The organism is Gordonia terrae (assembly GCF_001698225.1).
Classification (GTDB): domain Bacteria; phylum Actinomycetota; class Actinomycetes; order Mycobacteriales; family Mycobacteriaceae; genus Gordonia; species Gordonia terrae.
This window is the reverse complement of the sequence record NZ_CP016594.1, coordinates 804,691-825,163: the sequence shown is the minus strand read 5'-3', so window position 1 is coordinate 825,163 and position 20,473 is coordinate 804,691. Positions and strand designations below refer to the sequence as shown.

Below are 20,473 nucleotides of genomic sequence, written 5' to 3'. Positions count from 1 at the left end.
AATCTGCTCAGGGAGCAGATGGGCGACGTGCTTGCACCCAGTGCGCCACCAGCCCGACGACGAGAGCCCAGAACGCGCCACCGATCCCGGCGAAGGTGACACCCGCGGCCGCGGTCACGAAGGTCAGTGCCGCGGGCATGCGGACCTCCGCCTTCTCGAACGCACCGAGGATCGACGCCACGAAGGTGGTCAACAGCGCAAGTCCCGCAACCGCTTCGAGCAATCCCTCCGGTGCGATCGCCGTGATGACCACCAGCGCGCCCGACAGCGCTGCGAGCACGAGACTCATCGAACCCGTCGCCACACCGGCGATCCACCGGCGCGACCGGTCGGCACCCGCCTCCGGGCCTGCGGCCAGTGCCGCGGACAGCGCGGCGAGGTTGATCGCGTGGCCGCCGAATGGCGCACCGAGCACTGTTCCGGCCCCGGTCACGAACATCGCCGGCCGCCAGGGCGTCTCGTAGCCGAAGGACTTGAGCACGGCCACCCCCGGAACATTCTGCGAGGCCATCGTGACGATGTAGAGCGGAACCGCGAGCCCGACGATCGCGCTCACATCGAAAGCCGGTGTGGTCCAGGTCAGTTGCGGCCACCACGACTCACCCGCCCAGCCACTGTAATCGTCGAGGACCAGGTTCACCCCGATCACGATCAGGGCCGTGACGAGCGCCAGCGGCAGTGCCCACCGCGGGAGCCATCGCATCGCCAGCAACCAGACGACGAGGATCGGAATGGTCGACCACGGTTGGGCGGCCAGTGAGGTCATCGGCGCGAGACACAGGGAGAGGAGGACCCCGGCCAGCATTGCCTGGGCGATCGGCGTCGGGATGCGGCCGATCAACCCGCCGAGCGCCGGCACCAGTCCGGTTGCGAGGATCAGCAACCCGACCACCAGAAAGGCGCCGATCGCCGCCGGCCACCCGGCATCGTAGGACGAGCCGGCCGATACGAGCAGTGCGGCGCCCGGCGTGGACCACGCCAGCGTCACCGGCCGGCGCGTGCGGAGTGACAGCAGGATCGACCCGAGTCCGAACAGAACAGTCAGCACGAGCAGACCCGACGCGGCCTGGGGCGGGTCGGCGCCCACCGAACGCAGTCCGGTCACCACCACGACGAAGGAGGAGGTGAACCCGACCAGGGAGGTCACCACCCCGGCGATGATCGGCTCGCTGGGAGTCGACGAGACGGGACTGGTCATGCCGCGAGCATAACGGTATCGTTCCGTAAACAGAACACTGCATGCGCGGTGTCCACGAGGTGAGAAACGAGCGCGGGCCCGGACGATGACACACGGCGATGACCGACGACGAGCCGTCGGGGCCCGGATCTCCGCCATTCGGAAGCAACGTGGCAAGAGTCTGTCCGGCCTCGCCCGGGAAGCGCGAATCGGCAAGGGTTCGCTGTCCGAACTCGAAGGTGGACAACGAAACCCGACCCTCGACACGCTGTACGCCATCGCCGGTCCGCTCGGCGTGCCGCTGTCCGCCCTCCTGGGCGAAGAATCCGGAGTCGAAGGCTCCGGCCCCCACCTCGCCGCCCGGGTGCTCCACGTCGAGCATCACGACGACGGGTCGGTCACCGAGGTCTTCTGGTTGCGCGTCAGCCCCGGCGGAACCAGGGAGTCGCCCGCGCACGGGCCCGGCGTGGTCGAACACGTACATGTGGTCAGCGGCCACCTCTGCGCCGGGCGCGCCGGCGAGGAGCACACGGCCGGGCCGGGCGACTCCCTGCAGTGGCTTTCCGACGTTCCGCACACCTATCGCAGCGACGACGGCGCCCTCGCGGTCCTGACCATCCGGACGCCCTGACGGCCTGCCGGATCCCTCTCCCGCGGTGCTGTTTCCGTCCCGCTGATGGGATCCGATCAGCGGGACGGAAGCGGGGCCGCGGGAAGCCAGGGAAACTCGATGGAGCCGAAACGCCCTCCGCTGCGTCGAATAGAGATGACCAGCTACCCAGTGGACCGCTACGGTCTGATCCGTCGCGGCGCCGCACTCGATGCGGCCTTCTCCGACAATCTGCTCGCCGCAGCAGTATCCGCCGGCGACCTGATCCGCCTCATCCCCGGCGTCTTCGTGCCGGCATCCGACGACTTCGCCGGGCACGAAGGCGATCAGGAGTTGCACCGCCTCAAATCTGTAGCGGTCGCCACGTCACAGCCCGCCAACGCACCGCAGCTGCCGCTGAGCAACGTGTCGGCCGCCGCGGTGCTCGGCCTTCCACTGCTGAAGCCCGACACCGACCGCGTCCACGTCACCAGCGGCAAGAAGGCCGGCGGATTCATCGCGACGCATCGTCACGTTCACGCAGCCGCCCTGACGGAGGACGAGCTCACCGTCGTCGACGGAATACTTGTCACCACAATCGAGCGAACCGCCGTCGATGTGGCGGCCGGGGGCGACTTCGCACAGGCGCTCACCGCCTTCGACCAGGCACTTCGTGCAGGCGCCGATCGTCAGCTCATGGGACGGATCCTGACCTCGCGTCGTCGCCAAGGGGGCAGAGTGGCGCGGCGTGCGCTGGCACTGGCCGATGGAGCGGCCGAAAGCGTCGGCGAATCGTGGAGTCGGGCGCAGATGATCGAGGCCGGCCTGCCTGCTCCGGGGCTGCAACACGAGTTCTGTGGGCGGAGCGGCGTCTACCGTGTCGATTTCGACTGGGAGGCGAAGCTAGTCGGGGAGTTCGACGGCATGGTGAAATACGGCCGCCTGCGGGCAGCAGGGAAGACCGTGGCCGATGTCGTGCTGCAGGAGAAGTTGCGCGAGGACGAGATCCGCGCGCTGGGCCCCGTCGTCGTGCGCTGGACCTGGTCGATGCTCGAGGACGGGTCCTTCATCGGCCTGCTCCGGCCATGGCTGGAGAAGTTCGAATTGATGAGCTGAGTCCCGCGGTCCCATTTCCCTCCCGCTGATCAGATCTCATCAGCGGGACGGAAACACCACCGCGGGACAGGGCCCTCGTCCGGGACAAAGGCACCCCGACACACGACAACGCCCCCGCCGAGGGCGGGGGCGTTGCGGATGCGACTGTGCGAGAGCTTACTTCGCGGTGGTCGGCTTCTTGACGGGAGCCTTCTTGGCCGGCGCCCGCTTGGCGGCGGTCTTCTTCACGGCCGGAACCGGGGTGTCCTTGGCCTCGGCCACCTTGGTGGCCGGCGACGACTTGGCGGCGCGACCCTTGGCCTCGACAGTGCCTGCGGCGCCGTCGATTTCCTTGGCCGCGTCGTCGGCCTGCTCCTTGACGTTGCTGCCGGCCTCTTCGATGGCGACGGCGACGTCCTCGACCTGCTCACTCGCGCGGCCGGCGAGCTTCGCCGCGCGGTCGCCGACCAGGCGGGTCTGGGTGGACACGACCCCGAGAGCATCCTCGGTGAGGTCGACCGCGTCGTTGTAGACCTTCTCGGCACGCGAGAGGTTCTCCTGGACGAGCGGCTTGGTGCGGAGGCGTTCGAGCGTGGCCTCACCGCGCTCGGCGAGCGAGGTGTAGAAGCCGTAGGCCTTCTCCACGTACGGATCGGTGATGCGCTTGAGCTCGTCGGCGGTCAGCTTGCCGCGCAGCTCCTCGAGGTCGCCGGGGACCTCCTCGGACAGCGAACCGATGCGGGTCTTGGCCTCGTCGAAGCGCGTCTGTGCGGTCTCCGGCAGATCCGTGATCCGGGTCTTGGCCTCGTCGAAACGCGACTGAGCGGTCTCGGCAGCAGCTTCGGTGCGCTCACGCAGTTCGGTCAGCTTCTCGGTGACCTGCGCGAAGGCGTAGTCGCCTGCGCCGACTGCGGCGTAGAGGGGGGCATAGTTGCGTTCGGTGGTGGTCACAATGGACTCCTTCGGGTTGGGTCACCAATCGCGCTGCAGCACATGCGGTCTCGCTCATCTCGGCATCTTCGCCGGGCGCATGTCGGAACATTCCGTCGCCTGTCGCCTCGAAACGTTCGGTGTCGCAAGCCGATTCGATCCGGCTCACACCGCGCGAGAAAAGGGGAACCGCGGCGCCATCGGTATTGGTGTTTCCGATATCCAGTATCCACGCTGTGCTAGCAAATGCAAGCATCCTGCTAACACTCGTGACGGAGGTCACTCGTACGCCCCGACAGACCGGTCAGATCACCCGTATCGGTGGAAGCCGTGGCCGGCCTTCTTGCCCAGACGGCCGGCCTCGACCATGCGCAGGAGCAGCGGAGGCGGCGAGTAGAGGGGCTCTTTGAACTCCTCGTACATCTTGTCGGCGATCGCCTTGACCGTATCGAGTCCGACGAGGTCGGCCAGCTTGAGCGGGCCCATCGGATGGGCGCAGCCCAGGACCATGGCCTTGTCGATGTCGTCGACCGTCGCGAAGCCGCTCTCCACCATCCGGATGGACGAGAGCAGGTACGGGACGAGCAGGGCGTTCACGACGAACCCGGACCGATCGGCCGATCGGACCACCTGCTTGCCCAGCACGTCGTGCGCGAAGGTCTCGGCGCGCTCGACGACCGCCGGCGTGGTCACCAGGGTGGTGACGACCTCGACCAGCGGGAGAACCGGGACGGGGTTGAAGAAGTGCATGCCGATGACACGAGCGGCATTCTGAGTTGCCATGCCCAGCTTCATGATCGGGATGGACGAGGTGTTCGACGCCAGGACGGCCTCGGGGTCGGCGACGACCTTGTCCAGTTGGGTGAAGATCTCGGTCTTGACCGTTTCGTCCTCGACGACGGCCTCGCACACGAGTTGACGGTCGGCGAAGTCGCCCAGGTCCGAGGTGAAGCGGAGTCGCAGCGACGCCTGTTCGCGTTCCCGCTCGGTCAGTTTGCCGCTGGAGACGCCGCGGTCGAGCGATCGGAGGACCCGATCGCGACCGGCGGCGGCCAGTTCGCGGGTGAATTCGTAGACGAGCACATCCGAGTGGGCACGCGCGCACACCTCGGCGATTCCGGCGCCCATCTGCCCTGCCCCCACCACCCCGACGCGGGAGATCGTCTGGCTTGTCATGTCGGCTCCTCCGAGAAAAACGTTCTGGCGACAACCGATTTCGCGAGAACAGGGGTGACTCCCAGGTACTGATCACGCCCGGGATACGCCAACAGGCGGCCCGCAGCGAAAGCCGCGGACCGCCTGACTGGTTTGCCAAATCACGCCAGAGGCGGTCGGGTTCCTAGTGGAACTGACCCTCCTCGGTCGAGCCCTTGAGAGCTGCGGTCGAGGTGTTGGGGTCGACGGTGGTGGCGATGTTGTCGAAGTAGCCTGCGCCGACCTCACGCTGGTGCTTGACGGCGGTGAAGCCACGCTCTTCGGCAGCCTTGAACTCGCGGTTCTGCAGGTCGACGAACGCCGACATCTGCTCGCGGGCGTAGCCGTAGGCCAGGTCGAACATGCCGTAGTTCAGCGAGTGGAAGCCGGCCAGCGTGATGAACTGGAAGGTGAAGCCCATGGCGCCGAGCTCGTTCTGGAACTTGGCGATGGTGCTGTCGTCGAGGTGCTTGCTCCAGTTGAACGACGGGCTGCAGTTGTAGGACAGCAGCTGGTCGGGGTACTCGCTCTTGACGGCCTCGGCGAACTTGCGCGCCAGCTCGAGATCGGGGGTGCCGGTCTCCATCCAGATCATGTCGGCGTAGGGAGCGTACGACTTCGCACGCTCGATGCACGGCTCGATGCCGTTCTTCACGTGGTAGTAGCCCTCGGCGGTGCGCTCACCGGTGACGAACTGCTTGTCGCGGTCGTCGACGTCCGAGGTGATCAGCGTCGCAGCCTCGGCGTCGGTGCGTGCGATGACGACGGTGGGCACACCGGCGACGTCGGCGGCCAGACGAGCCGAGTTCAGGGTGCGGACGTGCTGCTGGGTCGGGATCAGCACCTTGCCACCGAGGTGACCGCACTTCTTCTCCGAGGCGAGCTGATCCTCCCAGTGGGTACCGGCGGCACCCGCGGCGATCATGGCCTTCTGCAGCTCGTAGACGTTGAGGGCGCCACCGAAGCCGGCCTCACCGTCGGCGACGATCGGGACGACCCAGTTGTCGACCGAGTCGTCACCCTCGACACGGGCGATCTCGTCCGCGCGCAGCAGCGCGTTGTTGATGCGACGCACGACGCTCGGCACCGAGTTGGCCGGGTAGAGCGACTGGTCGGGGTAGGTGTGCCCGGAGAGGTTGGCGTCGCCGGCGACCTGCCAGCCCGAGAGGTACACGGCCTTCAGGCCGGCGCGAACCTGCTGCACGGCCTGGTTGCCGGTGAGGGCGCCGAGTGCGTTGATGTAGCTGCCGTCACCCTTGGTCACGCCGTCCCACAGGATCTCCGCGCCACGACGGGCGAGGGTGTGCTCCTCGACGACCGAACCCTGGAGCTCGGCGACCTGCTCGGCGGTGTAGTCGCGCTTGATGCCCTTCCAGCGCGGGTTGGTGTCCCAATCCTGCTGGATCTCTGCGGCGGTACGGGGCTTTCCGACGTTGCTCATTGGCTACTTCGCTTTCGTTGTCCTGCTCGTCCCGACCGGGGGCCGGATCGGGGCGACGGCCCGGCACGCCGCCGGAACCTCTCTGCTGACAGACAACCAACATCCTCGCCTGAAGGTGTTGACTCGCGGTCGGCGTCAGTCTCGGCCGAACTTGCGAACCTGCGGACTCGGTGTCGGTAGTGCCTGCAGCAAGGGTGCCACAAGACAAACCTGCAGGTCCAACCCTTGACCACTGCAAATCTGGGTTATTTTTCGTCACCGGTGTGCAAAGTTTGCAAATATTGATCTGTGAATCGCGAAGCATCGCCCGCCAAAAAGTACGTCCGTACTGGGATTTTCTACTCGCGGGTAGGAATGCACCTGGGTACCGAAGCGCTCTCAGTCCGCACGACGCCGGGAACGGTCAGGTGGCCGAGAGTGACGCCCTTCACACGATCCGGAGCCGCGTCGATCGCGGTCCGCGGGGCTCAGGGTGTGGTGACTCGTTCGACAGCGACGTCGAACAGGGCCGAGAAAGCGGCCGGATCGATCGGCTCGACCGGCGTGGTCGGCGGATCGGTCGCGCGGGTCGGCGCGCCCGACATCGTGAGTTGCACCGTCACCTGGCCCGACGCCGGGCGGTCGAGCAGTGCGTACCCCGCGAAGCCAATCTGCCGGCGGACGCCGCCGTCGGGAAGCGTCGTCGTGACGTCGGATCGGGTGACCAGCAACTGCTCACCGGGCAGCAACCCCCCGTCGACATCCGGCTGGGGCAGTTCGGTGTACACCGTGAGCACCCGGCTCCCCGACAGATGTCCGGTGGTGATCTCCGTCGTGGTGCGCGAGCAACGGCCCGTCGTTGTCAGACGATCGGCGTCGATGTCGCGAGATGCGGTGGTGACGAGTTCGACGAGGGTCCCCGTGGCGCCGTCACGAGCGGCCAGGACAGCGGAGTTGTCCGCGGTCAGCTGCTTGTTGAGCGACTCATCGGACGTGGGCCGACAGTACTCGGGCGAGACACGCGCCGACCGGGACGCATCGATGGCGGCCTGGTTCCCCCCGACGAGATCGGACACGGACAGCGGAGCGGCGGTATACCCGGGCGGCAGCTCCGACGCGGACAGCACCAGATCGGCGGGTCCCCGCGGAGCCGGCGCGGTCTCCGGACCGGCTGCACATCCCGCGACGCCGAGCGCCACGGCCGCGACCGACACGGCCAGCGCTGCCGGCGAGCGGCGTCGGCCGAGGAGGGTGAGCACGCGGTCACCGTACCCTGGGGGCGACGCTCAGGGCGGCGGCACCTGTCCGGGAGGTGGACGATGAGCAGGACCTATGTGGGGTCGCGGCTACGCCAGTTGCGTTCCGAGCGCGGCCTGTCGCAGGTCGCTCTCGCGCAGACCCTGTCGATCTCGGCGTCGTATCTCAATCAGATCGAGCACGATGCGCGTCCCCTCACCGCCTCGGTGCTCGCCAAGATCACCGAGGCCTTCGGCGTCGATGCCGGGTTCTTCGACTCGCAGGACGACGTCCGTCTGGTCGCCGAGTTGCGGGAGGCCCTGCTCGACGACGATCTCGAGGCCTCCCCCGGCGCGCTCGACGCACAGGGGATCAGCGCGATGGTCACGTCGCACCCCGAGATGGCGCAGGCGATGGTGAACCTCCACCGCCGCTACCGGATCGCGACCGATCAGCTGGCGGCGGCCACCGACGAACGCGGGGATCGCAGCATGCGCGGCACCATCAGCGCGCCGCACGAGGAAGTACGCGATTATTTTTATCAGCGCCGCAACTACATTCACGAACTCGACGTCGCTGCCGAGGGGATGACGACCCGGATGCGGATGCATTCCGCCGACATCCGCCGCGAGATCATGAATCGCATCGAGAGCGTCCACGGCATCAGCATCGTGCGACGCGTCGACCTCGGCGACTACACGCTGCACCGGTTCGACCGCGAGGCCCGGCGCCTGGAGTTCTCCGCATCGCTGTCGGCGGGGCAGCGGACGTTCAAACTCGCGAGCGAACTCTGCTATCTCGAATACCAGGATCTCCTCGACAAGCTGGTCGACGAGGCCAATTTCAGCAGCGAGGACGCCAGGGCGCTCGGACTCCTCGGTCTGGCGAACTATTTCGCCGCCGCGGTCGTCCTGCCCTACAGCCAGTTTCACGGCGCGGCGGAGGACTTCCGGTATGACATCGAACGACTGTCCGCCTTCTACTCAGTTTCGTACGAGACGATCTGCCACCGGCTCTCGACACTGCAGCGACCCAACCTACGCGGCATCCCCTGGTCGTTCGTTCGCGTCGACCGCGCGGGGAACATGTCGAAACGCCAGTCCGCCACCGGTTTCCACTTCTCGCAGAGCGGCGGGACGTGCCCGCTCTGGAATGTCTACGAGACCTTCGCCTACCCCGGCAAGATCATCACCCAGATCGCCGAGATGCCCGACGGCCGCAACTACTTCTGGGTGGCACGAACCGTCGAACGCCGCGCGACTCGCTACGGCCAACCCGGCAAGACCTTCGCGATCGGCATGGGTTGCGAACTGCGCCATGCCGCGCGGGTCATCTACTCCGACGGCCTGGAGATCGGGCCGCAGGCACATGTCACGCCGATCGGTGCCGGTTGCCGGGTATGCGAGCGGACCAACTGCGCCCAGCGTGCATTCCCCGCCCTGGGGGCCTCACTGCGCATCGACGAACACACCAGCAGCGTCTCGCCGTACATGAGCCTCACCGAGACACGTCCCGCTCCCTGATCCGAACGAAACACACAACCACTGCTCCCTGATCCGAAAGAACCGCATAACCCCTGGTCCCTGAGGTGCGAGGAGCGCAAGCGACGAGCCACGAAGGGCCGTACCACGATCAGCGTCGGCACCCGTTCGGTGCCGGCAGCCCGCGCAACCGGTCGTCGAGCCATCTCGCGGTGTCCGGGAAGCCGAGTGCGGCCGCCGACACGTGCTCGGCCCCGTATTCGCGGTAGATCGCGGTGGCACCGAGCGCACACTGCTGGGCGAACAGCGCCCGTGCCTGACTCGCCGGGACCCACCACTCGTAGCGCCCGTGGTAGATCAGCAACGGCATCGACGCCTCGAGATCAGACATGGCCGTGACCTCGAACAGCTTCTCGGCAAGTGCGGAGTGGAACGGATCCGGGTCGGTCGACAGCAGCTGGGTCGGCAGGTGGGCGATGCCGAGATTGCCCATGTCGTCGGTGCAGATGTTGCGGATCTCCGACGTCGCAAACCATCTCGCCAGATTGTTCGACATCCGCAAGACCTCGGGCCGCTCGCGTGCGACACCGAGCATCGCGGCGTGGAAGACCCCGGAGGCCAGGTTCGCATTCATGGCGCCGGCGAGCGACCGGTAGTCGGCAGGAACCCCGCCGATGGCCGCTCCCACGAATCGACCGGCGATGTCGGGTGCATATCCGGCGGCGAGCTTGGCCGCTCCGTGGGTGGCGATCGCCCCGCCGGAGTAGCCGACCATCGCGATGGGTCCGTACGCGAAGTTCGTCGGGTCGAGGTCTGCGGCCGCGCGGACCGAATCGAGGATCACGTGTGCCGCGACATACGGCTCGGCGTACGCCATCCGGGGCCCCGTGTGATCGGGCACGAGCACCGCATAACCGCGATCGAGTGCGAGCTGGGTGAACGGCGGGATCAGATCGGTCTCGTTCGTGTTGTTGGTGAAACCGTGCGCGTAGGTGAACCCTGTCGTGCACCTGGTACCCAACGCGACGATCGGCGAATTGTTGATCAGGACGGGCCGGGCTCCCCGCCCGGTCCACGCCTTGGCCGGCACCAGGAGGGTCGCGGTGCCGAACATCGGTGCGTCGTTCGCGTCGGTTGTCCGGAACTTGACCTGCCGCGCCGACCGCAGCGGGACGAAGACGAGCGGCTGCGCCACGCGCGTCACCGACCGTGTGGACAGGATCTCCCCGGGTGTCCGCGCGCCCAGCCCCGCCGGCCAGTGATCGAAGAATCGGTCTCCGCTCGGCGACGGCATGAGCGCTTCGCGGAGTTCTTGCAGTTCCTGCGAGGCGCCCGGGATACGGGACCGTTCCGGGATGCCTGACAACTTCTTGACCGGCGGCGGCGGGATCACCGCGTCGATTGCCTCTGGTAGCTGCGACGGGACCGAGGTGAGGTTGGGCGGTTCGGCGTCGGCCGTCCCGCTCGTCCCGGTCGGACCCGCGACGAGAGCCACCGCGGCTGCCACCGCCGTGGTTGCGATCGCTGCCCGTCGAACCGATCGTCGAACTCCCCTTATCGACATCGCCGATCTCCCGTCTCACATCGGTGACCGTCGAGTCCCCGCCCCCCCGGCAGCACATCTGACGACTCGAATAGCGATCACCTGTGGGCCAATGCTAGATGGCGCGGGGCGCACACGCCGTGCCGATGGCGCAGGCGATCGCACGTGTAGTCCGGTCGGGCGACACGCGAATACTCCTTGGGCACCTGATATCACGGTTGCGTCTCGGTGTGGCGACCATCGATACGCGTTGGGCGCCCGGGCCCGGTCGCGCGTCCTACCGTCACGAGGTGGCGGGCGCATCGGGGCGCCCGTGAAGCGGAGGCACCGTCATGACGACTACCTCACACCGCCGCGGGTCACCGCTCCGGCACCGATCGGTGTGGACGGTCGGCGTCCTGCTCGCCGCCGTCCTCGCTTCGTCGCATGTCGGACGCGCGGCCGCCGACCCACCGAACATGATGCCGTTGCCGCCGCCTGTCGTCGGGGCGATCGACGAGGCGGTGCCCCCGCCGCCGATTCCCCGACTCGGCGTCATCCCACCGCGTGCGCGGGCCGGCGGATTCGACCACCGCACAGTCGAATTACTCGAATCGATCCTGCCCTCGCCCACCGGGGACCCGATGTTCGACCGCTGGCCGGCGGACCTGCTCGCCCGCGAGCCGGGCGACGTGATCGCCACCCGCGATGTCACCGCGGCCGCCGGTCCCGTGGTGACGGTACCGCTCCGATCGGCGACACTGATCAAGTTCCGGAGCACCGATGCCGTCGGGGCACCGATCTACGGCACGGCGACCCTGCTGGTCCCGCGACGGGCGGTCGGCGCATCGATGCCGATGCTGGTGAACAACCTCCCGATCGATTCCCTCGGCGCCGCCTGTACGCCCGGATACACACTCGCGCACGGGTTCTCCATTGCGACCGGGATCACGGACCTCATCCCGCCGGCCACCCAGCTCGCTCTGGACCAGGGCCATGCGGTTCTCGTGCCCGACCACCAGGGTCCCCGGATGGCCTACGCCGAACCGGTACTCGCCGGCCACATGACGCTCGACGCCATCCGCGCTGCCGTTCGGGTGCGACCGGACACGCTGCGCGACAGTCGGATAGCGATGACCGGATACTCCGGCGGCGCCATCGCCACACACGGAGCGTCGAAACTGTTGGGCGACTATGCCCCCGAACTCACCGAGCAGGTCGTCGGGGCGGCACTCGGCGGTGTCCCGGCCGACTTCCGCATGCTCGTCGGGAGCATGAACGCAAACCTGGCGTCCGGCCTGTTCCATGCTGCCACTTTCGGTATCGCGCGCGAACATCCGGAGATCCTGGCCCTGGCCAACCGGCCGGCGCGATGGCTGGCCTCGTCGCCGTTGAAAAACGTGTGCGTCATCCCCGAGGCGATCGCCGGAGGGACCTTCCTACCGATGCAGGTGCTGTCCGACGACCCCGATCCGTTCCGGTCGCCGACCGCCGAACGCATCTACCGGCTGACCCGGATGGCCGATCGCGTGTCCGCGATTCCGCTGCTGATCTACCACGGCACCCACGAGTGGTGGATACCTGCCGCCGGCGCCCGGGCGCTCTATCGCGAGCAGTGTGCGCACGGCGCCACCGCGGCCTACCGCGAGATCTTCGGTGAACACGTCGCCGCGGCGCTACTCGGCTTCCCGGCCGCTCTCGACTGGCTCGATCGTCGACTTCGTGGCGAACCGGCCGTCGACGAGTGCCGCCGCTGAGCGCCGGGACTTTCTGCGCCGGGTCAGAAGACGAGGACGCGGAGATTCTCGGCGACGCAGGCGGGTTTGGCCTCCCCCTCGATCTCCACCGTGTTGGTGACAACCATGTTCACGCCCTTGGGCGTCTCCTCGATCGAGGTGATCACCGCGTTGGACCGGATACGGGCGCCGACCTTCACCGGATTCGGGAAGCGCAACTTGTTCATCCCGTAGTTGAGGACCAACTTGGGACCCTCGACGGTGAAGATCTTGCCGGCGATCATCGGCAGCAGCGACACCGTCAGGTACCCGTGCGCGATGGTCGTCCCGAACGGACCGGACTTCGCACGCTCGGGATCGACGTGAATCCACTGGTGATCGCCGGTCGCATCGGCGAAGGCGTCGACCCGTTCCTGGGTGATCTCGAGCCACTCGCCCGACCCCAGATCCTCGCCGATCGCGGCCTTGAGTTCGTCGACACTGGTGAACGTCCGTGTGCTGTGCGTCATAGTCCGCGTAGTCTACCGTGGGGCCATGGGCACACCTCGCGTCGCACCGGGTGGTTTCCGGGAGCTAGGGCCGGTCAATTTCGTCTTCGCACGGGGAGCCGCGCGCACGATCGGTGTGGACGACGCGCACATCTTCTCCACGCTCGGCCGCGCGAAGGGACTGTTCCGCGGCTGGCTCCACTTCAGCAGCCGACTCATGCCGTTCGGAGTGTTGCCGCGCAAGGACTCCGAGATGGTGATCATCCGGGTGGCGCACCTTCGGAAATGCGACTACGAACTCGATCATCACCGACGCCTCGGCCGTCGGGCCGGGATCACCGCGGACGAATTCGACCGCATCCTGGAGGGTCCCGACGCCGGGTGGGGCGATCGCGAACGCGCCATCCTGCGGGCCGTCGACGAACTCGTCGAGACAAAGGACGTCTCCGACATCGCCTGGCAGGCGTTGTCCCGGCACCTCGACGACCGAAAGCTCATCGGCTTGACCTTGCTCGTCGGCCAGTACGACAGTCTCGCAACCACCATCCACACGCTGCGCATCCAGCGCGACACCCGCTCCTGAGATGGAGTCGATCGCGCAGCGGCTGATGCGCAACGAGTACTTCGCCGAGATCTACGAACACCTGTGGCGACCGACTTTCACGCGGCTCTTCAGTCTGGGCGGCCGGTCCACCGCCGACTTCGATCGCGCGCTGCGCGCCTACCTCGCCCGCCCCGGCGACCGCCTGGTGCTCGATGTCGCCTGTGGGCCCGGCAATTACACGCGAGAGATCGCCGACGGCCTCACCGGCGACGGTCGGTGCATCGGCGTGGACTTCTCCGCACCCATGCTGGCGCGGGCCGCGCAGACCAACGCTGTCGGGCGGGCCGCGTTCCTGCGCTGTGACGCCCACGCACTGCCGTTCGCCGACAACACCTTCGACGTGGTCACCTGCCTGGCCGCGCTCTACCTGATCCCCGATCCCCTACCGGTCGTCGACGAATTGGTGCGAGTGACCGCGCCCGGTGGCGAGATCGTGGTCTTCACCTCGGTGGCCACCCCGCTCACCTCACTCCCGGGTGTCCGGCCACTCGCCGGAGCGAGCGGATACCGGATCTTCGACGACCACGAGATCGTCGAGCGCCTCCGTCGCGCCGGAGTGGACGACGTCGAGCAGACCATCACCGGCCAGGGGCAATTCGTGCTGGCACGCAAGACGGGATCGTAGGGGCCCGACCCCTTCAGAACGACCGGTAGTCACGGATGGTCATCCGCGGTCCGCGACGCTCGGGACGAACGCCGCCCCGCGTGACCATCCGGATGATGCGCTGTCGCTGTCCCGCATAGGGTTCGAGCAACTCGAGCATGCCCGCGTCGTCGACGGCCTCGCCGATCAGCGTGAGCCCCACCAGCTTCGGGATGTGGTAGTCGCCGACGTTGACGACGTCGGGGTCGCCGAGCGCCCGCGAGAGCGTCTCGGCCTCGGTCCATCGCCCGACGCCGCGTAGCACGGTGAGCTTGGCCGCATGGCGTTCGACATCGAGGGCGGTCGCCCCGCGGATCGTCCGCATCCGGACCGGTTCGATGCCGCTGCGGTGCCACTCCCAGCTCGGGATGCGGGCCCACTCCGCCTGGGGTGGCGGCACCCTCATCGTCTCCGGAACCGGGCCGGGTGCGGGAGTCCCGTAGCGGCGCAACAGATACCGCCAAGCGCGGAACGCCTCGGCGCCCACGACCTTCTGTTCGAGGATCGCCGGCACCAGGGCTTCCCACACACGGTCGGTGCGTCCGAGGCGCAATCCCTCGGTGCGGCGGACGAGTTCGCTCACCACCGGGTGGCGTGGGACCAGCGCGTCCGGATCATCGCTCGCCCCGAGGAAATCGGGCATCTGCTCGAGCAGCCAGTCCGCCCCCGGCCCCCAGGCGCGTCCGGTGACGGTCGTACCATCGGAGCGAACGGTCAGCGTGCCCGGCCCGTCGGGCGTGTACGCCGCCCGCCACACCGACCTGTCTCGTCCGTAGACGAAGGCGGGGTCGCCCGCACCGCGCCGGTGCAGGCCGACCGTCGCCCCGATGTCCAGCGGCCACGGGGGTGTCCACTCGCGGACACGTTCGGCGGCACTCACTCGCCTACAGGTTGATCATGTGCCCGATCGCGCCGTGGAACGTCTCCTGGAGTGCCTCCGACAGGGTCGGGTGCGTGTGCACGTTGCGGGCGAGTTCCTTGGCGGTGAGGTCCCACTTGTGGGCCAGCGTCATCTCCGGGAGCATCTCGGAGACGTTGTCGCCCACGAGGTGTCCGCCGAGGAGTTCGTCGGTGTCGGCGTTGGTGAGCAGCTTCACGAAGCCCGCCGTCTCGCCGAGTCCCTGCGCCTTGCCGTTGGCCGAGAACGGGAAGGTCGTCGCCTTCACGTTGTAGCCCTCGTCCTTGGCCTGCGCCTCGGTGAGTCCGAAGGACGCGACCTGGGGCTGGCTGAACGTCGCGCGCGGCATGAACCGGTAGTCCCCGAGGGTCATGGTCTCGACGCCGGCCATGGTCTCCGCGGCCACCACACCCTGCGCCTCGGCGACGTGGGCGAGCTGCAGCTTGGCGGTGACGTCACCGATGGCGTAGATGCCCTCGACGTTGGTCCGCATGTAGTCGTCGATCGCGATGGCGCCGCGGTCGGTGAGTTCGACGCCGGTCTTCTCGAGGCCGAAGCCCTCGACGCGCGGGGCGAAACCGACCGACATGAGGACCTTGTCGACGGTGAGCTCGCCGTCCTTGTCCTTGGCGTCGGTGTAGCTGACGGTCACGCTGTCGCCGTTGTCGGTCACCGACTGCACACGGGTGCCGGTGAGAAGCTTGATGCCGAGCTTCTTGTACTCCTTGGCGAGCGCCTTCGACGAGTCGGCGTCCTCGTTGGGCAGCACGCGGTCGAGGAACTCGACGATGGTGACGTCCACGCCGTAGTTGGCCATGACGTAGCCGAATTCCATGCCGATGGCGCCCGCGCCAACGATGACGATGGAGTCGGGCAGTTCACGGGTGAGGATCTGCTCCTCGTAGGTGACCACGTTCTCCGACAGTTCGACGCCGGGGAGCAGCTTGACGGTCGACCCGGTGTCGATGATGACGTTGTCGAACGTGATCTCCCGATCGCCCACCTTGATGGTCTTGGCATCGGTGAACACCCCGTAACCGTCGATCTCGGTGATCTTGTTCTTCTTCATCAGGTAGTGGACGCCCTTGACGATGCCGTCCGAGACCTTGCGGCTGCGGTCGAATGCCGCCCCGAAGTCGAAGGTCACGTCACCACTCATGCCGAAGGTCTTGGCCTGATGGTTGAAGATGTGTGCGAGTTCCGCATTGCGCAGCAGGGCCTTGGACGGGATACATCCGACGTTCAGACACACACCGCCCCAGTACTTCTCCTCGATGACGGCGGTTTTCATGCCCAGCTGAGCCGACCGGATCGCGGCTACGTACCCACCTGGACCTGCACCCAATACAACTGTTTGAAAGTGTTCAGCCACGACAGTCAGCCTACGTCGCGTCCGACCGTCGCCGCAGAGTGTCCCACTACTCGCCGGTAGCAGCCCCCTGATTTCAATCATTGATTGAAACACCGACTGAACTGTGCTTTGCTGCTCGTGTGACCCAGACCACCCGAGATGAACGTGGTGCCGGGCGTCGCGGTTCGACGCCGATGCCCACGCGCGACGCCCTGCTGGCCGTCGCCGAACGTCTCTTCCTCGCCGACGGATACGACAAGGTGTCCGTCCGGGCGATCTGCGCGGCCGCCGACGCCAACCCGGCCGCGGTGCACTATCACTTCGGCACCAAGGACGACCTCACCATCGCGCTGCTGCAGGCCCGGCTCGGTCCGCTGTGGGCCGACCCGCTCGCCTCACTCGACCCGGCCGGCACGCCGATCTCCCAGGTCGTCGACGTGGTGGTGGCCCCTTTCGTCGACCTGCAGGCCGACCCGACCGGACACCTGCACCTACGGCTGCTCGCCCGGTTCGTGTTCGCCCATCCCGGTGCGAGCTGGACGTCGCACTGGTTCGATCTCGACCCCTTCGCGGACATGCTCGCCGAGGCCGTCTCCGGCCTGACCGCGAGCGAGGCGCGCCGGCGCTGGGCCCTCGCCTTCCAGCTCATCCTCCTGCGGTTCGGCGGCACCGAGACGTTGAGCACCCCCGTGGTGACGGCCCTGGCCGGCTTCGTCACCGCCGGACTGACCGCCCCGCCACCGAGACACGAGTGAGAGGACCTGTCGTGGACAGCGCCACCACCGGACCGTTCAGCCCCGCCCGGCTGGGCCCGTTGCAGCTGCGGAACCGGCTGATCAAGTGCGCCACCTTCGAGGGGATGACGCCCGACGCACTGGTGACCGACGAGCTCATCGAGTTCCATCGCGAGGTCGCGGCCGGTGGTGTCGCCATGAGCACCGTCGCCTACTGTGCGATCTCACCCGAGGGCCGCACCGACCGCCACCAGATCTGGATGCGCCCGGAGGCGGTTCCCGGTCTGCAGCGACTCACCGACGCCATCCACGCCGAGGGTGCGCTCGCCGCCGCCCAACTGGGACACGCGGGCGCGGTCGCCAACTCGGCGTCGAACCGGGCCCCCTCCCTCGGGCCGTCACGGATACCCGCGCCGATGGGGATGTCGGTGACCCGCGCGATCAGCGTCGACGACATCGCCGACCTGCGGACCACGTTCCGTCGGGCCGCCCGGCTCGCGGTGGACTCCGGCTTCGACGGGCTCGAGATCCATTGCGGCCACAACTATCTCATCTCCAGCTTCCTGTCTCCCCTGCTGAACCGTCGTCGCGACGCCTACGGCGGGAGCCTCGTCAACCGCGCACGTATCGCACGCGAGGTGGTCGAGACCGTGCGCGACGAGGTCGGCGACGAGGCGGCGATCTGGGTCAAACTGAACACCTTCGACGGCGTCGGCCGGGTCGACCTCGAGCGCTCTCCCGCGGCGCGGGCGCGCGGCCGGTCCAGGTTGAGCGGTTTCAATGTCGACGAGGCGTGCCGGGTCGCGCAGCTGCTGGAGTCCGACGGCCACCTCGACGCCATCGAACCGACGGCCGGAAGTTCACTTCTCAACCCGATGTATCTGTTCCACGGCGAGGCGCCGCGCAAGGAGTTCGCCGACGCCTTCTCCGGCGCGATGAAGTACGGCCTCAAGGCGTTCGCGCCGATCTTCCTGAAGCACTACCGCTATCACGATGCCTACCTGCTGCCCCTTGCGCGTGAGCTCCGCAAGGCCGTCGATCTGCCGCTGATCCTCCTGGGCGGCGTCACCGACCGGGCCTCGATGGACCTCGCTCTCGCCGAGGGTTTCGATTTCGTGGCCATGGGCCGCGCTCTGTTGCGTGAACCCGACCTTCCGCTGCGCCTGGCCGCCGACCCCACGACGACATCGAAGTGCATCCACTGCAACCTCTGCATGCCGACGATCTACTCGCACACCCGATGCCCGATCCGGGCCGGCGAAGTCCCCGACCCGGTGACTGCCGGCCGTTAGGGTGGTGCCCATGCCTCCTCGCCGCCGCAAGGACACCCCGCCACCGGCGACCGGCGCTTCGGAGAAGGAGGTGCTCGTCGGTTTCCTCGACTATCTGCGGGCGTCGGCGGTGGCCAAACTCGACGGCGTCGCCGAAGACGACGCCCGTGCGCCCGCCGTTCCGTCGGGCACCAGCCTCCTCGGCCTGGTCCGGCACCTGACGTTTGTGGAACGGTTCTTCTTCCTCGGCGAGGACGCCGACGACTGGCAGGCGACGTTCACCTGCCCGGACACCGACACCGTGGCATCGGTTCAGGATGCCTACCGAGGTGCGGTATCCGAGGCCGGCGCGTCATCGAGTCCTACACCGATCTCGCCGCACCTGCGCCGCGAGCGAGCGGACGACGCTCGTCACCCTCGATGAGGTGGGCGCTGACCCACCTGATCGAGGAGACCGCTCGTCACGCGGGGCACCTGGACATCATCCGCGAAGGCATCGACGGCAAGACCGGGCGCTGAACATCACCGGCGGATGAACTCGCCGTTGCTCTCCTCGTCGTCGTAGTACTCGATCGTCATCCGCGGTCCGTCGAAGGTGACCTGCGAGATCGAACCCGGCTCGGCGTTCTCGTTGAGCAGCCTGAAGGTGAAGGTGTTGCCGTCCCAGTGGGCGAGCTCGTGTTTGCGCACCCCGCCCGGACCCATCTCCAGGACGAGCTTCCCGTCGCGTTCGACGACCTCCGCCGGTCCGTACACCGGGTTGGCATAGGCGCCCACGTACGACGGCAGCGGTTGCGACGGTGCGGGATTCGACGGCTGTTCTTTGCCGACGAGTTCACCCTCCGGGACGCTCAGCGGTGCATACGCCTTGGCGTACAGGTCGCGCCAGTCGTTGCGGATCTCACCGAACTGGACGAGGTCCATGAACTCGGCGGCGATCGCATCCACCGCACCGACGGGCGCGGCGTTGGAGAGGACCACGATGGCGGTGTCACCGGACGGCAGGATCGAGAACACCGTTCCGGCGCCCGAGGCGAAGGCCCCGGCGTGGTTGAACTGCGTCCGCGCGTCCTCGGTGACCCCGACGTTGAAGCCGTAGCCGTACGAACCGGCGCGGGAGTCGGGCGTCTGGGGCGGATTGGACACGACCTGCGGTGAGACCGCCGGGAGCAGGGCGTCGGGTGCCACGACCTCCTGGCCGTTGTGCTTGCCCTGGGCCAGCACCATCTTCAGCCAGATCGCCATGTCGTTCACGGTCGAACTGACGCCGCCCGCGGGTGACTGGGCGTCGGGTTCACGCGGGATCGGGGTCTTGACCCACTTGTCGTCTTCCTTGATGTGCCCGACCGCGCGGTCGGCCCGGCGCTCGAAGTCGACGTATCGCGAGCTGGTGCTGGTCATGCCCAGCGGGCCGTAGATGAGGTCCTGAGACAGCGTCGCCCAGTCCGTCCCGGCCTTCACCGCCACCGCCTCGCCACCGGCTGTCACCCCGAAGTTGGTGTAGGCGTAACTGATCCGGAACGGATCGAGTGGCATGAAGCGCATGCGCTGCAGGATCTCGTCGCGCGAGTAACCCATGTCCTCGAGTTTGTCGCCCGCATGGTCCGGGAGGCCGGACCGGTGGGAGTACATGTCGCCGACCGTGACCGTGCGGGTGACATACGGTTCGGCGAGCGCGAACCAGGGCAGCGATTCCACGATCGGCATCTCCCAGGTGACCGTCTTGTCGGTGACGGCTGCTGCGACCACCGTCGATCCGACCGACTTCGACACCGACGCGAGCTGGAAGACGGTGTTCGCGTCGACCGCGTCACCGGTGGTGATGTCCTTCACGCCGAACCCCTTGGCGTACTTCGTCTCCCCACCCGACACCACGGCCACGGCCACCCCGGGGATCTTCGTCGACTCCATCATCGAATTGACGAGGTCGTCGAGCTGTCCGACCGCCTTGTCGACGGCATCGGCCGGCAGCGGCTCGGCGGCGACAGAATTCGGATTGGCCGGCGACGAGCCCGACGGTGGCGCACCGGTCCCCGACGACCCGCTGTCGCAGGCGGCGACGAGGGCGATCACCGCGACCGCGGAGCAGGTGGCCATCGAGAGA

Annotated in this window: 18 protein-coding genes and 1 pseudogene; 9 read left to right on the top strand and 10 right to left on the bottom strand. The window is 67.6% G+C overall.

Annotation, left to right across the window (positions count from 1 at the left end; all coding sequences use genetic code 11):
* Positions 1 to 7: 7 nt before the first annotated feature.
* On the bottom strand, positions 8 to 1,198 hold the full coding sequence (locus tag BCM27_RS03825; protein WP_004022748.1) for a benzoate/H(+) symporter BenE family transporter: 1,191 nt from the start codon (positions 1,196 to 1,198) through the stop codon (positions 8 to 10).
* Positions 1,199 to 1,283: 85 nt separating this feature from the next.
* Between BCM27_RS03825 and BCM27_RS03820 the strand changes: the two genes are divergently transcribed.
* Positions 1,284 to 1,808, top strand: coding sequence for a helix-turn-helix domain-containing protein (locus BCM27_RS03820; protein ID WP_004022747.1), 525 nt, complete (start codon positions 1,284 to 1,286; stop codon positions 1,806 to 1,808).
* Between the two features lie 135 nt (positions 1,809 to 1,943).
* Positions 1,944 to 2,882, top strand: a complete 939-nt coding sequence (locus BCM27_RS03815; RefSeq protein ID WP_033205814.1) for a hypothetical protein — start codon at positions 1,944 to 1,946, stop codon at positions 2,880 to 2,882.
* 156 nt (positions 2,883 to 3,038) lie between these two features.
* Here BCM27_RS03815 and BCM27_RS03810 read toward each other — a convergent pair whose 3' ends face one another.
* The 4 genes from BCM27_RS03810 to BCM27_RS03795 form a co-directional block, all read right to left on the bottom strand.
* Positions 3,039 to 3,812 carry a hypothetical protein gene (locus tag BCM27_RS03810; RefSeq protein WP_004022745.1) on the bottom strand — a complete coding sequence of 258 codons (774 nt, stop codon included), beginning with the start codon at positions 3,810 to 3,812 and terminating at the stop codon, positions 3,039 to 3,041.
* A gap of 288 nt (positions 3,813 to 4,100) precedes the next feature.
* Complete coding sequence (locus tag BCM27_RS03805) at positions 4,101 to 4,967, bottom strand: 3-hydroxybutyryl-CoA dehydrogenase (RefSeq protein ID WP_004022744.1); 867 nt, start codon at positions 4,965 to 4,967, stop codon at positions 4,101 to 4,103.
* Positions 4,968 to 5,130: 163 nt separating this feature from the next.
* The gene (gene aceA, locus BCM27_RS03800) at positions 5,131 to 6,426 is read right to left on the bottom strand and encodes an isocitrate lyase (RefSeq protein WP_004022743.1); all 1,296 of its coding nucleotides are present in this window, start codon (positions 6,424 to 6,426) and stop codon (positions 5,131 to 5,133) included.
* Positions 6,427 to 6,893: 467 nt separating this feature from the next.
* A complete protein-coding gene (locus BCM27_RS03795) occupies positions 6,894 to 7,664 on the bottom strand; it encodes a hypothetical protein (RefSeq protein WP_004022742.1) in 771 nt (256 codons plus the stop codon).
* Positions 7,665 to 7,724: 60 nt separating this feature from the next.
* Between BCM27_RS03795 and ramB the strand changes: the two genes are divergently transcribed.
* Entirely contained in the window at positions 7,725 to 9,164 is a 1,440-nt protein-coding gene (ramB, locus tag BCM27_RS03790) for an acetate metabolism transcriptional regulator RamB (RefSeq protein ID WP_004022741.1), read from the top strand.
* 109 nt (positions 9,165 to 9,273) lie between these two features.
* On the opposite strand, the gene BCM27_RS03785 is transcribed toward ramB, so the two are convergent.
* A complete protein-coding gene (locus BCM27_RS03785) occupies positions 9,274 to 10,686 on the bottom strand; it encodes a lipase family protein (protein WP_033205809.1) in 1,413 nt (470 codons plus the stop codon).
* A 311-nt stretch (positions 10,687 to 10,997) separates the two neighbouring features.
* Here BCM27_RS03785 and BCM27_RS03780 point away from each other — a divergent pair, with 311 nt between their 5' ends.
* Positions 10,998 to 12,401 (top strand): lipase family protein, encoded by a 1,404-nt coding sequence (locus BCM27_RS03780; RefSeq protein WP_033205805.1) that lies wholly within the window; start codon positions 10,998 to 11,000, stop codon positions 12,399 to 12,401.
* A 23-nt stretch (positions 12,402 to 12,424) separates the two neighbouring features.
* Here BCM27_RS03780 and BCM27_RS03775 read toward each other — a convergent pair whose 3' ends face one another.
* Entirely contained in the window at positions 12,425 to 12,889 is a 465-nt protein-coding gene (locus BCM27_RS03775; RefSeq protein WP_004022738.1) for a MaoC family dehydratase, read from the bottom strand.
* A 25-nt stretch (positions 12,890 to 12,914) separates the two neighbouring features.
* Here BCM27_RS03775 and BCM27_RS03770 point away from each other — a divergent pair, with 25 nt between their 5' ends.
* Positions 12,915 to 13,451, top strand: coding sequence for a carboxymuconolactone decarboxylase family protein (locus BCM27_RS03770; RefSeq protein ID WP_033205801.1), 537 nt, complete (start codon positions 12,915 to 12,917; stop codon positions 13,449 to 13,451).
* 1 nt (position 13,452) lies between these two features.
* Positions 13,453 to 14,097 (top strand): class I SAM-dependent methyltransferase, encoded by a 645-nt coding sequence (locus BCM27_RS03765; protein ID WP_004022736.1) that lies wholly within the window; start codon positions 13,453 to 13,455, stop codon positions 14,095 to 14,097.
* Between the two features lie 13 nt (positions 14,098 to 14,110).
* On the opposite strand, the gene BCM27_RS03760 is transcribed toward BCM27_RS03765, so the two are convergent.
* Together BCM27_RS03760 and lpdA are read right to left on the bottom strand one after the other, a co-directional pair.
* Positions 14,111 to 14,995 (bottom strand): DNA-3-methyladenine glycosylase family protein, encoded by an 885-nt coding sequence (locus tag BCM27_RS03760; RefSeq protein ID WP_004022735.1) that lies wholly within the window; start codon positions 14,993 to 14,995, stop codon positions 14,111 to 14,113.
* A 4-nt stretch (positions 14,996 to 14,999) separates the two neighbouring features.
* On the bottom strand, positions 15,000 to 16,385 hold the full coding sequence (lpdA, locus tag BCM27_RS03755; RefSeq protein WP_033205797.1) for a dihydrolipoyl dehydrogenase: 1,386 nt from the start codon (positions 16,383 to 16,385) through the stop codon (positions 15,000 to 15,002).
* Between the two features lie 119 nt (positions 16,386 to 16,504).
* On the opposite strand from lpdA, the gene BCM27_RS03750 reads away from it, so the two are divergent.
* From BCM27_RS03750 to BCM27_RS03740, 3 genes and pseudogenes are all read left to right on the top strand, one after another.
* Entirely contained in the window at positions 16,505 to 17,119 is a 615-nt protein-coding gene (locus BCM27_RS03750) for a TetR/AcrR family transcriptional regulator (RefSeq protein ID WP_033205794.1), read from the top strand.
* A gap of 11 nt (positions 17,120 to 17,130) precedes the next feature.
* Positions 17,131 to 18,390 (top strand): oxidoreductase, encoded by a 1,260-nt coding sequence (locus BCM27_RS03745; RefSeq protein WP_004022732.1) that lies wholly within the window; start codon positions 17,131 to 17,133, stop codon positions 18,388 to 18,390.
* Between the two features lie 10 nt (positions 18,391 to 18,400).
* Positions 18,401 to 18,888 (top strand): annotated as a pseudogene (locus BCM27_RS03740) (DinB family protein).
* A 3-nt stretch (positions 18,889 to 18,891) separates the two neighbouring features.
* Here BCM27_RS03740 and BCM27_RS03735 read toward each other — a convergent pair.
* A complete protein-coding gene (locus tag BCM27_RS03735) occupies positions 18,892 to 20,466 on the bottom strand; it encodes a serine hydrolase (protein ID WP_033205791.1) in 1,575 nt (524 codons plus the stop codon).
* Between the last annotated feature and the right edge of the window lie 7 nt (positions 20,467 to 20,473).

What these genes read in the sequence shown, in the direction of transcription:
- BCM27_RS03770 (WP_033205801.1), top strand. Translation starts at nt 12,915, where the DNA reads ATGGGCACACCTCGCGTCGCACCGGGTGGTTTCCGGGAGCTAGGGCCG.
- BCM27_RS03785 (WP_033205809.1), bottom strand. Translation starts at nt 10,686, where the DNA reads ATGTCGATAAGGGGAGTTCGACGATCGGTTCGACGGGCAGCGATCGCA.
- BCM27_RS03775 (WP_004022738.1), bottom strand. Translation starts at nt 12,889, where the DNA reads ATGACGCACAGCACACGGACGTTCACCAGTGTCGACGAACTCAAGGCC.
- aceA (WP_004022743.1), bottom strand. Translation starts at nt 6,426, where the DNA reads ATGAGCAACGTCGGAAAGCCCCGTACCGCCGCAGAGATCCAGCAGGAT.
- ramB (WP_004022741.1), top strand. Translation starts at nt 7,725, where the DNA reads ATGAGCAGGACCTATGTGGGGTCGCGGCTACGCCAGTTGCGTTCCGAG.
- BCM27_RS03820 (WP_004022747.1), top strand. Translation starts at nt 1,284, where the DNA reads ATGACACACGGCGATGACCGACGACGAGCCGTCGGGGCCCGGATCTCC.
- BCM27_RS03805 (WP_004022744.1), bottom strand. Translation starts at nt 4,967, where the DNA reads ATGACAAGCCAGACGATCTCCCGCGTCGGGGTGGTGGGGGCAGGGCAG.
- BCM27_RS03815 (WP_033205814.1), top strand. Translation starts at nt 1,944, where the DNA reads ATGACCAGCTACCCAGTGGACCGCTACGGTCTGATCCGTCGCGGCGCC.
- BCM27_RS03825 (WP_004022748.1), bottom strand. Translation starts at nt 1,198, where the DNA reads ATGACCAGTCCCGTCTCGTCGACTCCCAGCGAGCCGATCATCGCCGGG.
- BCM27_RS03780 (WP_033205805.1), top strand. Translation starts at nt 10,998, where the DNA reads ATGACGACTACCTCACACCGCCGCGGGTCACCGCTCCGGCACCGATCG.
- BCM27_RS03735 (WP_033205791.1), bottom strand. Translation starts at nt 20,466, where the DNA reads ATGGCCACCTGCTCCGCGGTCGCGGTGATCGCCCTCGTCGCCGCCTGC.
- BCM27_RS03765 (WP_004022736.1), top strand. Translation starts at nt 13,453, where the DNA reads ATGGAGTCGATCGCGCAGCGGCTGATGCGCAACGAGTACTTCGCCGAG.